We start from the raw sequence: 15,231 nt of genomic DNA, 5'->3' as shown, positions 1-15,231 counted from the left end.
CTGATAGGCGGTAGACGGGCTGGCGGTAACGCCCGCAGTGGAGCGGAGCCGTGGCCGCTCGCGGATGCGCGCTTTACGCTCGCCCGCGCAGCACGTCACGTTTGCCGGTGCAGTGAACGGCGGAAGGATTGCGCGGCAGTCGCTCGGAACGCGAACGCCGTGCCCGCGATATACAGCGGAAGGATTACGGCCATCACCAGCAGTGTCTGCGACGGAGGAAGTTCCAGCGCTCCCACTGCTACCGCTGCCGCAATTGCGGCGGCGACGACGATAAAGACGGTCTCCCCCGCGATGGAGCGGCGCGCGATACGCAGATATGAATCGCCCGCACTGTGCAGGGCGAAGATGCGGCGCTGGTTCCTTCCCGCCCAGGTCTGCGCCGCCTGGATCACCGCAATCGCGATGGCGAGCAGTGCCATCGCCGCCGCCAGCATGCCGAGCCGCGCCTGCTGCTCATATTCCTGAGCGGTTGTGAGGATCTGCTCAACGGCGCCGTCAACCGACATAACATCGACATCCATCCCCGATTCAGCGAGGAGTTGCCGGAGTTTATCCGCGTCGGTGAAGATCATCTGCCCGTTGATCATGAACGCGTCCAACATGGAGTTGTCGAAGAAGCTCATCGGCTCATCTACCACGATCACCAACGGGTTGCGCACCACCACGTTGTCTCCATTGCTGAGGACCTTGCCAATAACAGGTAGGGGTTCATCGCCCGCGTAGGTGAAGTAGGAGTACCCGCCCTGCGATGAGCCATCAGCCGTCCATAACTCGAAGCCGGCCTCGAGTTCCGCGCGCAACGCGGGTGGAATGGCATCGCTATCGCTTGGCACCAGTTCGCCGCGGCTACCCGTTTCACCTACGCCAATGCCCATAAGCTCCAGGAAACGCCGGTCCGTGACCACGACGTCGTCGAATCCGCTGGATTCCATGTTCTCGAGCGTGGTGAGCTCCCCGAGCGAGAAGGAAAGCGCCGCGATTCCCTCCGCTTGCGCCGCCTGAGCGAAAGGCGTCAGGCGCTGAAAATGTTCCCTCTCATAATCTAGGTCCAGGATGGCGTCTGTCAGCGAGACTGTGACCGCCGAATCCGCCTGCGCCCACCGTGCCGCCATGGTATGCGCATCTCGTGCATTCTGCGCATAGTCGAAGGCGAAGGGCACGATCGTCACGGCGAGCACAACGGCAACAGCCCGAGTGGCCAGGCTGAAGCGAGTGAAGGCAAGAACGGGAGGCTGACGGTTGGCCACGGTGGCCGCACGTGGACGGGTGGCCACGGAAACTGCCCCTGCCACCAGCATGACGAGCGCATCTGCAACGGCGAGTGCCGCCAGTGAAATACCGGCAAAGGTGGAGAGTTTGGTGGTTCCGTAGCCAACCGCAACGGCCACACAGCTCAAGGCCCAGGCGAGGAGCGACCATACGAGCACTATTCGCACCAGCAGCCAAATGTCGCGGCCGTGTATGCGCCATGGCCTCACGCCATTCATCAACCGAAGGGAGCGTGAACGCATCCGCCCGGCAAACCATGCTGCCGCGACCGCCACTAGGAGGACTACAACGCCCATCACCGCGAATCCGGCGCCCGTTCCACTCACATACGCTTCAACAAGGTCCCGCAGCGAGCGGAGCCCCGTCCACTCGATCTCCACTCCCGCCGATTCTGCCCAGTCCATGAGTTTGTCCACCGCTCCCGGTTCGGAGCTCATCATGTAATGACCGGTGAGGGGCGGTCTCCGAGTTCAGAGCTGGCGATAAGGGAACCGCTGAGAGTACGGTCGAACCAGTCGACTTCCGTCTCACTCGCGGGCTTCCGCGTTCCAAACCAGATGAGATCGCGGCGTTCCGCATCCGATTCCATACCGGCGGACGCCTTAACGATGGTGGCTCCCGTGGAATCTGCTACATCGTTCAAGCCCGCAAGCAGTTCGGCCTTCGGAACCGAGGAGTTCGCGGTGTTCAGCGTAAACGACCGACTCGTACCGACGGGATATGAGAAGGAATCCTCACGCATAATAGCCACGGTGAGAATTGCGATGAATACCGCCATAGCCGCCGCGACGATACGCGCCACGATCCGTATCATGAAGATCCCTTCTGAGGTGAAGAACTACTCGACTACTCGACACCGGATACCAACACTGCGTAGGCAGTGGAGCAAAACACTGGGTAGCGCGGTCTGCTGGCTGGGTTGACTGTCTTCCGACAGCCTACCCAGCCAGCAGGCTTAAATCAGCAAACCCGATAATGAAAACGGAAAGTCGTCCAGGGAGCTTTGCGCTTCTCAGCAATAGACTTCTTACCTGCAGCGGTGTTAACCGAACGCGCTTCGACTACACCATTGCGAGTGATTGACGACCCATGACAGCGATTGACCGTGTAGTACGAGTACGCCACTGTCCTGCCGTTGCCATATTCTCAGGTGCCACCTTCCGCAGGATACTGAACCCCAGCCACAGCGGCTCCGCCAGCGCCAAGGGTCAATCCCAGAGTCAGAAGAGTTGAAGCAATCCGCTTCTTCATGATTCCGCCTAATTCGTTTGTAGATGTCTCTACCGGGCATGTTCAGACGCGCCACCGCACCGACAATGCTAGGTAAGTGTAATCTTACACATAGCCGGTAACGTGTCAAGTTCGCCATGTGGCCAAGGGCTCTCAGAAGCTCTTAAAGACCGATCGGTGAAAACCTCCGATAGCTGGGAATGCGCAAACTACCAGCGATACACAACAGAGTTGCGATCACAAAAGAGTTTGTAGACCGTAACCAGTGCATCGCACAAGACGACCAGGCAACTGTGGCACCTCAGCCAGACACCAAGTCCTATTGCCCCCGATGCCGGTGCACGCGGTAGCCCGCGCCAGGCACACCCTTGACACCGATCTGTAGCAGCGGCTGTTGCTGCGGTGGAGTGGAGATGAAACCGGTCACCGTATCGACGTCGTAGTCGAAGAGGAGCGGACTGAGCGGCGTTGACGGTCCAATCAGCACGCTATGGGCGTGCCGGGAGAGCTCCAGTAGGCGTGGTGCGGTTTTGTTCACGAAGGCGGAGCCGTTGGCCGCAGCCGTTGGCCGCAGCGGAATACCACGAGTTGATCGCCGCCTGCCCCAGCGAGCATTCCGCGAGGTTCCACCCTCTGATCAAAGCGGCCACTTCGGGCAACGTCGCACCCACCAGCGCCTCCGGGTTCATGCGCCGTGGTCGAGACTCGGTGGCCAGCGCCCAAGCGATACCTGTGTTTCCGGCGGAGTTCGTCACCCGCACCCACTGTTTGCCCACATCCACATGCACAACGGTCAACTCGGCAGGAATCGCCGCTAGCAGTCCTTCGTAGAGGCTGGCAGGGGTCGGCATGGAAACGCTCCTCCACACTTAAAGTCAGGCCAGCCTTACCCTAACAGGTGCCGCAGGGGCATGTCACACGGCACCGCCAAGCTACCCGGTATTGGCCCCAGCTCCCCGAGCAGGTTGAGGCGCATTATCCACGGCATTACCGCGCAGACCCTCAGGTGATGCTAGGACCCCGCACGACTGTGCAGCTTACTTCCTGAACAGGTCGGTGATGCTAAAGGTCGTCCGCTTGTAAACGGCGTTTTTCACCGCGCGTTCTGGATCGCGTAGATAGCCCATCCCCTTCTTGCCGTAACCGGGATGATCGCCCGCTTCACCTTTCGCTTCATTTTGCCGGTTGTCCGCGCCGCGATTGACTTCCTTGGACTCGGCTTGCGCATGCCATACTTCATGCCTCAACTGTAAGGCAGCTCCGCAGCAAGCTGAACCGTGTCGCACGACGAACCGTGTCGCACGACTCTCCGTGAAAAGCAGCAAAATCGCGCAATGGTGGAAGCACGGACTCCGTTGCGACTCTCCGCCCAACGGAACCCACGGAGCCACCTGCGAGACTCGAACTCGCGACCGTCCGCTTACAAGGCGGGTGCTCTACCAACTGAGCTAAGGTGGCCAATGAACGGTCCGCACGAAGCGGTCGTTCTCTCGTTGAAGCCCTTATATCTTGCCAGAAGTGCGACGCAGCGGCAAAGCGAAGAGCGAGCGGTGCGGCAACTGTATTGGTTCCCACACCGCCTCGCCCAGAAGAACTCTCCCGCTCATCATCGCCGTTCACGGGAGCTACTGCGGCTCTCCGCTTCCGCCCCAGGCAGTTTCGCGCCACTTGCAGACCGGATCTGCCAAGCTCGCCCGTCGGCACCGCTCCCGCCCATGCTACGAATCAGTATCCGCGACCGGATCGACTGGGCATCAGCGGGAACCGCTGCCCCACCTGCTGCAGAGTCGAACGCCTCAACTTTCCTCAGCCGTTGCCGTCGCTGTTGCTGACGCCGTCTGATATTCCTTGATCGCATCCGGCAGCGTCGGCCAGTTTTCCAACACATCGTCGTTAATCAGAACGGTTGGCGTGCTGGCTTTGCGATCCACCCGCAACTGTTGGGTCACCTGTGCAACATAATCGGCATAGAGTCCAGAATTCAGCGCATCCCCCAACTGAGAGACAAGCTCGTCGGATAGCCCCGCCTCTTTCGCCACATCAAGGATGTCTGATAACTGCGGCATCTGATTACCCTGCGCACTCAGATAGGGATTCGAGAGCTTGCTCCACATCAATGCGCGGTAGGCCAAGTAATGCTCCGGATCGTTCGCCGCGATGAAGTAGTCTGCCTGTGATCCCATGGATGCATACTCGTTGTCGCTATAGATATTGACGGGCACATAGGTCAATGTGATCTCGCCGTTTTTTGCCATTTCTTCGAGTTGGCTACCGAATCTCTCTTCCAACTGACCGCAGTAGTGACAGGCATAGTCGGTATAAATCGTCACCTCTGGCACACCCTTGTTCGAGGTGCCGGCAACAAGGTTCTTACCGACCGAAACACCGCCCCACTCGCCAACATTCTTCGGTGCTTGCTCCGTGATAACTCTACCCTTATGCGTGAATTTCGTAGAGTCCGCATCATCGGTCTTCTTCGAGGAGGTCATGATAATGTACACCGCCACCGCAACGAGCGCGACCACCAGCAGCGAAGCAACGATCAAGAAGATTCTGTTCCGGCGCGCACGCCGCGCCTCCTCCTGCCGGAGCTTCTCCGCCTGCTCGCGCGCCTCCCGGCGGCGTTGTTCTTTCGTCTTGCCCGCGTTCTTCGTGCCGGGCGTATTCCTTGATGCCACGTCATGATCCTAGGTAAGGTTGCGCCTTGCGGCAATTCTTACGTGCAGGTTACATCCTCTGTTGCCACGTCCACTGGAAACCGACCCTGAGAATCATTGAACCGCCATCCTGCCGAATATCCAGCCTCCCATATAGCCATCCCGCCGCAAAGTCTCCAATCGTGCAATCTAACCGCCGCCCCACGGTATTGAGCTGAAGAGGAATGGCACGTCAGCCAGCGGTGCCCAATCAATGACATGCGTCGTATAGGCAATGACGCCACTTCCCAAGGCTGCGGCCAGCAAGACAACAATCCAGAAGGTGCGGTATCCGGCAGTAGGTGCGACGGCAGCGATGACGCGCCGCGTCCCCTCCCGGGCATGCTCGCTGGAAGCAATCAACCAGGCGCCCAGCAGGAAGACGGCGACTCCTACCAGCAGGGAGAGGCGTTGATCGCCTGTGAGTAAACCGACGATCCACAGGGTCGCAATCCCGAAGAATGCTCCCACCGTGATGCTGACGAGTTGGAGGAAGAACGACCGCGCCAGTGTCCACGGCACACGCATCACCGTCCACGTGTGGTCGGTCGCGCGCCGCCGACCGGCGCGCATACGGCGCTCCCGCAGATCGTGATACGACAGGCCAATCGCGCTGGCGAGAATGGAGAGCATGCCGAAGGCCGAAAGTACGGCGAGCGGCCACACCACGGCCAGCAGCGCACAACTCATCCCCAGTAGCGCCACGAGGAGCTTCGCCGACGGCGCCGGACACAACCAATCGGGAACCTCGTAGGGAGCCTCGTATCCGTAGGCAGGATCGCCCGGCTGTGCCACGGCGGGAACATCGCGAGGGGGATAGCTCTCTTGCACCGGCGCATAACCGTCGGGAGTATACGTGTTGTACGCTGCAGTGGGCGGCGAGGAGTAGACCTGCGGCGACATGTACGCTGCAGTGGGCGGCGAGGCCAACGTCTGGGTGGGCGCATTCACCATCGCCTCCGTAGTATCCACGGCCGGGAATCCGGCGCCCAGCTCGTAGCGGGCCGTTAAGCCATCCTCCGCGACGGCGCCCGCGCCTGACGAGTTCGCAACCCCAGTGCCCTCACCGGACTGCGAATCCTTCCCCACGGGAGGCAGCAGTTGTGTCGCCTGCCCGTCGGAGTTGGACCGGGCGTCAGAGCCGGAGTGAACGTTCGGAGCGAACGCTCCACTCGAATCCAGAACGGCGGTACTCGCTGCCGTGTTTGATGGCAGAACGCGCGTAGCGCCCGGTGCATCTGCTCCGTTCTCGGCGGCGAGAATACCCGCCACTTGCCCGGTAGACGGAGCACTGTCACCACCCCTGGCAGCATCCGCCTCTTCAAGCAGTCTCTCCGTCTGCGACGGATCTCGCAGCGCGTCTACAAGAGTGTCAAAGCTGATACGCTGTTCGGCCTCGGTTGCAAGCGCTCGTTCAAAGGCCGGTACCAAGCGGGAATCCAGCCCGGTCAGATCCGGCTCACCCGTCAAGACGCGGCGCATCACTGCCGGTGAGTTACCGCTGCCATACGGGTCATGCCCGGTCGCAGCGTAGGCGAGAACCGCTGTCAATGCCCACCAATCTGCCGCTTCATCCGGAGCTGCTCCAGAGATGACCCGCGCATCGCAATAGCCGGGTGTATGAGTCAGAGAGCCGGGCACAGTAAGGCGGGAGTCTTCCTCCAATTGCGCGATACCGAAGTCGATAAGAACCGGGCCGTGGTCAGACACCATGACATTCGACGGCTTCAAATCTCGGTGCAACACCTCCGCCCCGTGTACGGAGCGAATGGCAGTCGCTAAATCGGCGGCGAGGCTGGCGAGATCGCCACCCTTGTACACGCCTGAATCCTGTACATCCTGCTCAAGTGTCGGGCCTTCAATGAGTTCGGTGACGATAAACGCTTCGTCTTCTTCGGTTTCCGCATCGAGTACCTCCGCCACGTAGGGTCCGCGGACGCGCTGCATGGTCTGCACTTCCCGACGTAACCGTGTGCGCCCCGCTTCATCCGCCACAACGGCAGGATGCAGAAGCTTCAGGGCAACGCGCTGTCCGGAACCGTCCTCCGCTTCAAACACGGTGGACATGCCGCCGTAACCGATCCTCCGGATCAGCCGGTAGCCTCCAATCTCAGCCCGTTCACGCACGTCTCCAACGCTACCCTTCTTTGCCGTTGAAGTACCCATTGACAGCTGGGGAGAACTCCTCACAGCCGTGTTGTCGAGATCATAGTTACCGTTGCAGTCTTCTCACCGGCACCGAACTACATGTCGGCACCAACCGCGCGCCGCCACCATTTCCGTCGCCCGCGAACACCATGCGTATGGATGTCGCGGTTGCCGAGGCCGTCCGCACCATTTCCGCCACGGGCAAACATGATGTGTCACCACCATGACGCGTCACCAGAACGACCGATTGTGACGAAAACAACACTGACCTGCGGTAACTCTTGCGAAGGCTCGTCGTTTTCGGCATTAATCCGCGCCTGGCAAGCGGTTTCTCCCCGCCCGCACCACGTACAAGCACCCCCGCCAAGGCCTGACGAGCGTTGCGCAACAAACTGCAAACGATCTGCAAAAGTTGGAAATCCCTTGCCTGCTATGTAACAATGAGTCTCGGTTCACCCAGATGGTGGGCCGTGTCAGAGTCGACACGTACTCGGCACCTTTCACTCGGATCGTCCGGCACGTACCTGCCGGTGAAGGGACCATGACAAATGGCAACCGTAACCTTTGATCAAGCAACCCGCATCTACCCTGGATCGGATAAACCTGCAGTGGACCAGCTTTCGCTGGACATCGAAGACGGCGAGTTTCTCGTCCTCGTCGGCCCGTCAGGATGCGGAAAGTCGACGTCGCTACGGATGCTGGCCGGCCTCGAAGAGGTCAACTACGGCCGCATCCTGATCGGTGATCGCGATGTTACCGACGTTCCTTCCAAGGATCGCGACATCGCGATGGTGTTCCAGAACTATGCGCTCTATCCGCATATGACCGTTGCGCAGAACATGGGATTCGCTCTGAAAATCGCCGGCGAGCCCAAGGACGTGATTCGTGATCGCGTCGAAGAAGCGGCACGCATCCTTGACCTGGAACCCTATCTGGACCGCAAGCCGAAGGCCCTGTCCGGCGGTCAGCGGCAGCGCGTTGCCATGGGCCGCGCCATCGTACGCGAACCACATGTGTTCCTCATGGACGAGCCGCTCTCTAACCTTGACGCAAAGCTTCGCGTGCAGACACGTACGCAGATCGCCTCCCTGCAACGCCGACTCGGCATCACCACCGTCTATGTGACGCACGATCAGACCGAGGCACTGACCATGGGAGATCGTATCGCCGTTCTCAAAGACGGACTGCTGCAGCAAGTCGGCACTCCCAAGGATATGTACGCGCGCCCCGAGAATGCCTTCGTCGCCGGATTTATCGGCTCTCCCGCCATGAACCTTGGCAAGTGGACCATTTCGGGCACGCAAGCCGTCCACGGCAACGCGCGTGTGGACCTGCCGACGAATGTTCTCTCGCAGGTATCCCCGGACGACGGCGACCAGATCATCCTGGGTATGCGTCCGGAGTCCTTCGGTTGGACAACCGGAGGCTCCACTGTTGAGACAAGCGCATCTTCGGGCCAGTCCATACTCCCGCTCGAGGTCAGCTTCGTCGAGTCGCTCGGCTCCGATGCATACGTCTACGGGAAGATCGCTGGATCGGATGCGGAGACGGAGAAGTTCGGCTCCGGAGATGGCTCCGATCAGGTGACGGTGCGTATTGATCCGGACCGCGTGCCTGAACCGGGTGATGTTATCAACCTGGTGCCGGAGATCGAACGCGTTCATTTCTTCGCCGCTGCCAGCGGCAAGCGCCTCGGCTCCTGATGGCGCAAGAGCGCGTCTGCCAGTGCTGATCAAACAGTATCGGCAAGCGCCAGCCAACTCACAGTGCTAAGTGCTTCCTTCCGGCTGGTTCGCCGCCCACGTGAACGGGCCGGAAGGAAGTTCGCCATGCAAGGGCACCTGCAAATGCGCGTTGGCCGTGCGACGTGCATAATGTTCTTCGAGGTGACATGACAAGGTCCGAGAGTAGGCCAGATGCGGCAGGGCGGCGTCCCGCTGCGCCAAAGTACTCGGCAGCACACGCCTCGAGCGGTGTGTGCACGCGGTCACCGAGAACTACTTCCGCTACCCGGGCCGAGGATTCTTAGAGAGATGGCACATTCGCTTCAGATTACAGCCGCGCGCGTTAATCCCGAGCTACTCGACCTTCCCTGGCAGTTGCCGTTGGACACCTGGCCCGACGATATCGTGGCCGCACTCCCCCGCGGTATTTCACGTCACGTGGTACGCTTCGTCCATTTGGGGGGCCGCGTCATCGCCGTCAAGGAAATAGGCGAGAAAGTCGCGTATCACGAGTATGAGATGCTGCGTAATCTCATCCGCGTCGATGCACCCGCCGTCGAGCCAATTGCGGTTATCACCGGCCGAGTGACACCACAGGGCGAACCGCTCAACCCGGCTCTAGTCACAGAGCATCTTTCCTACTCGCTGCCCTACCGCGCCGTATTCGGCAGGCACCAGCGCCCCGCCACCGTCGGGCGTCTCATCGATGCCCTGACCGTACTGATGGTTCGTCTGCACCTCCTCGGCTTCTTCTGGGGTGACGTTTCGCTCTCGAACACTCTGTTTCGCCGCGACGCCGGAGAGTTCGCCGCTTACCTCGTCGACGCAGAAACCGGCGAAATGTACGATGAGCTCTCCGAAGGCATGCGACTCTACGATATCGACGTCGCCCGCACGAATATCATCGGAGAACTCATGGATCTGCAGGCGGGTGGAATACTCCCCGAAGAGGTCGACACGGTGGAGATCGGTAACGCCTTCGTCCAACGCTACGAAGAGCTATGGGGCGAACTGACGAAGGAGACTTCATTCGGGCTTGACGAGCGCTGGAGAGTCAATGATCGTGTCAAACGCCTCAACGATCTCGGATTTGATGTCAGCGAGCTCTCCATGGTCACCGATCTGGAAGGAGCACATATCTCCATCCAGCCCATGGTTGTCGACGCCGGCCATTTCTCGCGTCAGATTATGCGGCTGACCGGCATGGACGTCGAGGAGAACCAGGCCAGGCGCATGATGCATGACATGGAACAATATCGCGCCATCACCGGGCAGAGCGACGCGCCCTTATCACTGGTTGCGCACGATTGGCTGACAAACGTTTTCGAGCATGCCGTTAGCCGCGTGCCGCGCGAACTCAGCGGGAAGCTGGAGCCGGCCGAGATCTTCCACCAGCTTCTCGATCACCGTTGGTTCATCTCCGAGAAGGCCCACAAGGACATTCCGCTGGATGAGGCCATCTGCTCCTTCATCGACAATGTGTTGCGACATCGCCGCGACGAGCGCTCCTACATCGGCATGGACACCGAAGAGCTCGAGGGCTGAACAGCGACGAGATCTACTGACACGGCTCTGGCCTCGACTTACCCAATCGCTAGCAAACCACCGGCCGCGAATGCCCGATGGCGGCACCGAGTCACTCGGCAACCCTGTCCACGCCATAATCGGACGGCGATCACATCTCACTTCGGACGAGCCATCGGCATCGAAGGCACTTGCGTCGATCTGTATGAAGGGCATACGCCTCAACCGGCCGTACAAGTACACCGTGAATCGTGAGCCACCGGTTTCAGTCAGCGTCCCGGCGAGTCAGCTTTGCAGCTCCTGAATGACCAGTTCCGCAAGCTGGATAGCATTGAGTGCCGCGCCCTTACGCAGATTGTCACCAACAACGAACATGGCCAGGCCACAGCCGCCCTCTACGGACTGATCCTGCCGAATACGGCCCACGTATGAGGGATCTGTACCTGCCGCTTGCAGGGGTGTCGGCACATCCGCCAGTTCCACCCCGGGTGCTTTTGCGAGGAGCTCCCGCGCCTGTTGCGGCGTCACCGGCTTCTCAAACTCCGCATTGATCGAAAGACCGTGAGAAGTGAATACAGGCACCCGCACACAGGTGCCTGATACGGCAAGGTCAGGAATCTCCAGGATCTTACGCGACTCGTTGCGCAGTTTCTGCTCCTCGTCGGTCTCCTCCGAGCCGTCGTCGACAAGATTGCCAGCGAAGGCGACGACGTCGAAGGCAATCGGCGCAACGTAGGTACTCGGCTCCGGAAACGCAACCGCACTCCCGTCGAGTGCAAGCGCGGTGAGATCCTGCGTCACTCCGGCACGCACCTGCTCATCGAGCTCCCGCACACCCTCGATGCCCGATCCGGAGACCGCCTGGTATGTAGAGACGATCAGGCGCTTGAGACCGAATTGATCATGCAGTACCTTCAGCACCGGCATCGCGGCCATGGTAGTGCAGTTCGGGTTGGCGATAATGCCCTTCGGCCGATTCTTCAGCGCGTGCGGATTCACTTCAGATACCACGAGCGGTACATCAGGATCCTTACGCCATGCCGAGGAATTGTCGACGACGACCGCGCCTGCCGCAGCAAACTTCGGGGCGTATTCGCGCGAGGTGCCGCCCCCGGCGGAGAACACGGCAACATCAATTCCGCTCAGGTCGGCGGTGGCGACATCTTCCACCACAACATCCTCGCCACGGAAAGGCAACACCGTGCCGGCGGAGCGGTGCGACGCGAAGAAACGAACCTCATCTACCGGCACCACACGGTCCTCCAGGAGTTGCCGCATGACGCGCCCCACCTGCCCTGTGGCGCCGACTACAGCCAGAGTGATACTCATCGTCCCGTACCTCCATAAACAACGGCTTCCGCTTCGGTATCGAGGTCAAAGGCGGTGTGCACCGCGCGTGCGGCCTCGTCCAACTGGTCTGGGCTGACGACCACAGAGATCCGGATCTCCGACGTCGAGATCATATCCACGTTAATCCCCAAGTCGCCCAGCGTGGTGAAAAGCTTGGCCGAAACACCCGAATGAGATCGCATCCCCGCACCCACGATGGAAAGAATTCCGATGGAATCGGTGACACGTATGTCCTTGAATCCCAGCTCCGATTGCTTGGCGGTAAGCGCGGCTACCACATCCTTGATCTGTGCCTGCGGCACGGTGAAGGAGATATTCGAGATGCCGGGCGAACTCAGTGACGTATTTTGCACGATCATGTCGATATTTCCATCGGCGGCGGCCACAATGGCGAAGATCTTAGACGCCGCGCCCGGAATATCCGGGACCCCCACCACCGATATTTTTCCCTGCGAGCGGTCATGGGCCACGCCGGAGACCACCGGGGCTTCCATCGCTTCGTTCTGACTGAGATTATCGTTCACGATCCACGTGCCTTCCTTGTCGGAGAATGATGATCGTACATGTAACGGGACGTTGTAGCGGCGGGCGAATTCCACAGCACGCAGGTGAAGAACCTTGGCGCCGTGCGCGGCGAGTTCCAGGGTTTCCTCGTAGGTAACCACGCCGAGCTGGCGAGCCGATGGCACAATCCGTGGGTCGGCCGAGAAGACGCCATCCACATCGGTGTAGATTTCGCACACATCGGCATGCAGTGCTGCGGCAAATGCTACCGCTGTCGTGTCAGATCCACCGCGCCCCAGTGTGGTGACGTCGTTGTGAGAATTCACCCCCTGGAATCCCGCCACAATCGCAACCGCACCACTTTGGATCGTCCGCAGAATCCGCTCCGGCACGATACCGACTATGGATGCACGGCCGTACCGGTTATCCGTCATCAGGCCGGCCTGCTGCCCGGTGTAGGCATGGGCTTCCACACCGAGTTCGTCCACGGCCATGGCCAGCAGTGCCATGGAGATGCGCTCGCCCGCGGTGAGCAGGATATCCATTTCACGCGCGGGAGGATCGTCGGTGACTTGTTGGGCCAGATCTATGAGGTCGTCCGTTGTGTCGCCCATGGCCGAGACGATGACAACAACCTGATTGCCCGCCTCGCGCGTCGCCGCAATGCGCTTGGCAACACGCTTGATACTGGCGGCATCTGCAACAGAGGAACCACCAAATTTCTGAACCACAAGTGACACGTCGTTCTCCTTAATTTGACGGACTAATCGTACCGATGCGGGCCGAGTGGCGCATCTGCCGCCGAGCGGTGGACAGCAACTCACTGCGAATCCGAGGCATTGCTCCGTCCGGGAGTTGTGGTACTGGTCGCTCCAGGAGTTAGCGTGCCGGTCATTCCGAGAGTTGGGGTGCCGGGCCTTGCGCCGACGGACCGTCTAGTGCCCGTGGTACTGGTCGCTCCGGGGCCTGTGCTGCCCGGCCAGGCAGCGGCAGTGTGGAGCCTTGCGACGTTGACGACACAGGCCTTTGGGGCACTGACGCTGCGCCCCCTTGCGACCCCTCGGGAGCACCCTGCGGGGTCGGGGTATGAACACGTTGACGGCCTTCAAAAGCGCGGGACAGTGTGATTTCGTCGGCGTACTCCAAGTCGCCCCCAACCGGGAGACCAGAGGCGAGCCGAGAGACGGCTACCCCTAGCGGAACCAGAATGCGCAGCAGGTAGGCGGCGGTGGCTTCACCCTCGATATTCGGATCCATGGCGAGGATGACCTCGGTCACCGCCCCGTCTCCCAGGCGCGCCAGCAGCTCTCTAATGCGCAGATCCTCCGGCCCGATTCCTTGAATCGGGTTGATCGAGCCGCCTAGCACGTGATATCGACCGCGGAATTCACGGGTTCGCTCAATGGCAACGATGTCTCGTGCCTCCTCGACAACGCAGATCACGGAGTCGAGCCTGCGCGTATCCGCACAAATCGAGCAGATCTGCTCCTCGGTCACATTGCCGCAGACCTCGCAGAAACGGACACGTTCCTTCACGCGCAGGATGGCCTGGGCAAGCGACTCCACATCCGTCTGATCCTCCTCAAGAATGTGGAAGGCAATACGCTGTGCACTCTTCGGGCCAACACCGGGTAAGCGCCCCAGCTCGTCGATCAACTCTTGGACCGCGCCATCGTAAACACCTGCCATTTACGCACCTCCGCCTTCCACGGGCTTCTCTTCAATCACTGTGCCATTAAAGGTGGAGAGAACAACCTCCAGACCGACCAGATCAGATTGCGCCACGGTTGGATCATCGGGACTCACCTGGTCGTCTTCGGGGAGTTCCTCGGCCATTTCCGGCACGGGTGGCGGAGGCGGCGTCTGACCGCCATGCTCCGCGAGGACACGCGACATGAACGATTGGCCACCCCCACGAGCGCCGCGCGGCGGGGGCGTCGGCATGCGGGGAATGACGGGTTGTGCCTGGTTCCCAACCGTCTGCCCTGCATCGCTACTGGGCGCGCCGCGATCCCCAACGGAGCCATCTTGAGCATCGCCAGACTCTCGCACGGTGAAGCCATGCGGCGCTTCTGGCGCATAGTGGGTGCCATCGCCTGTGGCCGTTCGTGCGGCCGACGTTGTTTGCGGTGCACCCGACGGCGGCTTCTGCGGCCCATCGGACTGTGCCTCCGTTACACTCGCCGATGCTCTCGGCCCATCTGACGACGGCGGACGCGGTGGCAGCGTTGGCATCCGCTGTGCATAGAAGGGCTCCTCGGCATCGTCCGTGCGCGCGGAGCTGATGTGGAGATCGGCTCCTGTCGCTTCCGTATCCCACACGGCATCGTCCGTGCGCGCGGAGCTGGTGCTACCTGGTGCAAATGTTACGTCCATGCCGGCCTGCGCAGACGTTGCAGCGGAGGCGCCCGCCTCATCACTCGCCTTCTCAGTGCCGCGTGATGCGGTTGCCTCCACGACCTCGTCGACCAAGGGACCCAGTACGCCAGCCGGGTCCGGCACCGCAGCGTTCCCACCCGTAGTGCCCACCGTGTCATCGCTATCAGATGCCGGTCGCCGTTCGGTTTCGGATATCGCCCGTTCGTTTTCGGATGTCGGCTGCGGCTTACTGCGGGGCGTCGAGACCGCCGCAGCATCAGGTGCCGGAACCGCACTACCAGGAGATGCCGGTTCCCAATTGCCACGAGATGCCGGTTCTGCCTGGCGATTTGCCACTGGTCCAACCTGGCTATCAGATGTGGGCGCCGGCTCGTTCCCACGGGCCGGACTCCCGGTCGACCCGTCTC

Annotated in this window: 12 protein-coding genes, 1 tRNA gene and 1 pseudogene; 2 read left to right on the top strand and 12 right to left on the bottom strand. The window is 60.7% G+C overall.

Annotated features, from left to right (window positions below):
• Positions 1–95: 95 nt before the first annotated feature.
• From DDD63_RS01495 to DDD63_RS01460, 8 genes are all read right to left on the bottom strand, one after another.
• Positions 96–1,709: a hypothetical protein gene (locus DDD63_RS01495; protein WP_125482396.1), complete on the bottom strand. Its 1,614-nt coding sequence runs from the start codon at positions 1,707–1,709 to the stop codon at positions 96–98.
• Positions 1,706–2,083 carry a hypothetical protein gene (locus DDD63_RS01490; protein ID WP_108714878.1) on the bottom strand — a complete coding sequence of 126 codons (378 nt, stop codon included), beginning with the start codon at positions 2,081–2,083 and terminating at the stop codon, positions 1,706–1,708. The genes DDD63_RS01495 and DDD63_RS01490 overlap by 4 nt, the downstream gene beginning before the upstream one ends.
• Positions 2,084–2,818: 735 nt before the next feature.
• On the bottom strand, positions 2,819–3,037 hold the full coding sequence (locus DDD63_RS12655; RefSeq protein WP_206435692.1) for a DUF364 domain-containing protein: 219 nt from the start codon (positions 3,035–3,037) through the stop codon (positions 2,819–2,821).
• Positions 2,988–3,350 (bottom strand): DUF4213 domain-containing protein, encoded by a 363-nt coding sequence (locus DDD63_RS01480; protein WP_240611322.1) that lies wholly within the window; start codon positions 3,348–3,350, stop codon positions 2,988–2,990. Before DDD63_RS01480 ends, DDD63_RS12655 begins: the two co-directional genes overlap by 50 nt.
• Before the next feature lie 186 nt (positions 3,351–3,536).
• Complete coding sequence (locus DDD63_RS01475; protein WP_240611321.1) at positions 3,537–3,746, bottom strand: hypothetical protein; 210 nt, start codon at positions 3,744–3,746, stop codon at positions 3,537–3,539.
• Between the two features lie 138 nt (positions 3,747–3,884).
• Positions 3,885–3,957, bottom strand: a tRNA-Thr gene (locus DDD63_RS01470).
• 338 nt (positions 3,958–4,295) lie between these two features.
• Positions 4,296–5,177 (bottom strand): thioredoxin domain-containing protein, encoded by an 882-nt coding sequence (locus tag DDD63_RS01465; protein ID WP_108714876.1) that lies wholly within the window; start codon positions 5,175–5,177, stop codon positions 4,296–4,298.
• A 168-nt stretch (positions 5,178–5,345) separates the two neighbouring features.
• Positions 5,346–7,322: a protein kinase gene (locus DDD63_RS01460; protein ID WP_164546624.1), complete on the bottom strand. Its 1,977-nt coding sequence runs from the start codon at positions 7,320–7,322 to the stop codon at positions 5,346–5,348.
• A 569-nt stretch (positions 7,323–7,891) separates the two neighbouring features.
• Between DDD63_RS01460 and ugpC the strand changes: the two genes are divergently transcribed.
• Positions 7,892–9,046, top strand: coding sequence for a sn-glycerol-3-phosphate ABC transporter ATP-binding protein UgpC (gene ugpC, locus DDD63_RS01455; RefSeq protein WP_108714874.1), 1,155 nt, complete (start codon positions 7,892–7,894; stop codon positions 9,044–9,046).
• A gap of 330 nt (positions 9,047–9,376) precedes the next feature.
• On the top strand, positions 9,377–10,612 hold the full coding sequence (locus DDD63_RS01450) for a DUF4032 domain-containing protein (protein WP_108714873.1): 1,236 nt from the start codon (positions 9,377–9,379) through the stop codon (positions 10,610–10,612).
• 264 nt (positions 10,613–10,876) lie between these two features.
• Here the strand turns inward: DDD63_RS01450 and DDD63_RS01445 are convergent, their stop codons facing one another.
• The 4 genes and pseudogenes from DDD63_RS01445 to DDD63_RS01430 form a co-directional block, all read right to left on the bottom strand.
• Positions 10,877–11,920, bottom strand: coding sequence for an aspartate-semialdehyde dehydrogenase (locus tag DDD63_RS01445; RefSeq protein WP_108714872.1), 1,044 nt, complete (start codon positions 11,918–11,920; stop codon positions 10,877–10,879).
• Positions 11,917–13,185, bottom strand: coding sequence for an aspartate kinase (locus tag DDD63_RS01440; protein ID WP_108714871.1), 1,269 nt, complete (start codon positions 13,183–13,185; stop codon positions 11,917–11,919). The genes DDD63_RS01445 and DDD63_RS01440 overlap by 4 nt, the downstream gene beginning before the upstream one ends.
• A 355-nt stretch (positions 13,186–13,540) precedes the next feature.
• A pseudogene (recR, locus tag DDD63_RS01435) lies at positions 13,541–14,134 on the bottom strand (recombination mediator RecR); the annotation flags it as partial.
• Positions 14,135–15,160 (bottom strand): hypothetical protein, encoded by a 1,026-nt coding sequence (locus DDD63_RS01430; RefSeq protein WP_125482395.1) that lies wholly within the window; start codon positions 15,158–15,160, stop codon positions 14,135–14,137.
• Between the last annotated feature and the right edge of the window lie 71 nt (positions 15,161–15,231).

Source organism: Actinobaculum sp. 313 (genome assembly GCF_003073475.1).
Classification (GTDB): Bacteria; Actinomycetota; Actinomycetes; order Actinomycetales; family Actinomycetaceae; genus Asp313.
The sequence above is the reverse complement of the archived record's forward strand: the minus strand, read 5'-3'. Positions and strand labels throughout refer to the sequence as shown.

Bases quoted from the DNA above. Each gene is read 5' to 3' on its own strand.
- ugpC (WP_108714874.1), top strand. From the start codon at position 7,892: ATGGCAACCGTAACCTTTGATCAAGCAACCCGCATCTACCCTGGATCG.
- DDD63_RS01495 (WP_125482396.1), bottom strand. From the start codon at position 1,709: ATGATGAGCTCCGAACCGGGAGCGGTGGACAAACTCATGGACTGGGCA.
- DDD63_RS01490 (WP_108714878.1), bottom strand. From the start codon at position 2,083: ATGATACGGATCGTGGCGCGTATCGTCGCGGCGGCTATGGCGGTATTC.
- DDD63_RS01445 (WP_108714872.1), bottom strand. From the start codon at position 11,920: ATGAGTATCACTCTGGCTGTAGTCGGCGCCACAGGGCAGGTGGGGCGC.
- DDD63_RS01480 (WP_240611322.1), bottom strand. From the start codon at position 3,350: ATGCCGACCCCTGCCAGCCTCTACGAAGGACTGCTAGCGGCGATTCCT.
- DDD63_RS01450 (WP_108714873.1), top strand. From the start codon at position 9,377: ATGGCACATTCGCTTCAGATTACAGCCGCGCGCGTTAATCCCGAGCTA.